The 435-nt window shown below is 40.5% G+C and carries 2 pseudogenes; one reads left to right on the top strand and one right to left on the bottom strand.

Going from position 1 to position 435, the window contains the following annotated elements:
• Nucleotides 1-219: pseudogene (locus HC175_RS18940) on the top strand (DUF2254 domain-containing protein); the annotation flags it as partial.
• A gap of 41 nt (nucleotides 220-260) precedes the next feature.
• On the opposite strand, the pseudogene HC175_RS18935 reads toward HC175_RS18940, so the two are convergent.
• Nucleotides 261-435, bottom strand: a pseudogene (locus HC175_RS18935) (energy-dependent translational throttle protein EttA); the annotation flags it as partial.

The raw sequence follows: 435 nt of genomic DNA, 5'->3' as shown, positions 1-435 counted from the left end.
ATCGTAGTGGTACAGAAGCTAGCTAAAATGTTCATCTATCTTCAAAAACAGGAGGCAAAGGAAGGCTCCTATTACAAAACTTTAGACAAGGAGGCCGAAAGGCTCCTCCTCGATGCCCGGCAAAGTATCGACAACAAGACAGACCAGGATGTGATAGAGAAAATGGCAAAGGAACTGAAGATCGACCTGAAACCTGATTCCAATAAAAAACTGCTTTAGAATTTCTTCAAAAGCAGTTTTTACAAACCTTTAAAAAGTGTTTATCTCACAAGCTTTTTATACTTGATCCTTTTTGGAGCCTGATCGCCCAGACGTTTCTTTTTGTTCTCTTCATATTCAGAGAAGCTTCCTTCGAAGAAATACACTTCAGAATTTCCTTCGAATGCCAGGATATGTGTACACACCCTGTCCATAAACCAACGGTCGTGGGAAATG

The sequence above is a fragment of the Salinimicrobium oceani genome, from assembly GCF_012037645.1.
The sequence above is the reverse complement of the archived record's forward strand: the minus strand, read 5'-3'. Positions and strand labels throughout refer to the sequence as shown.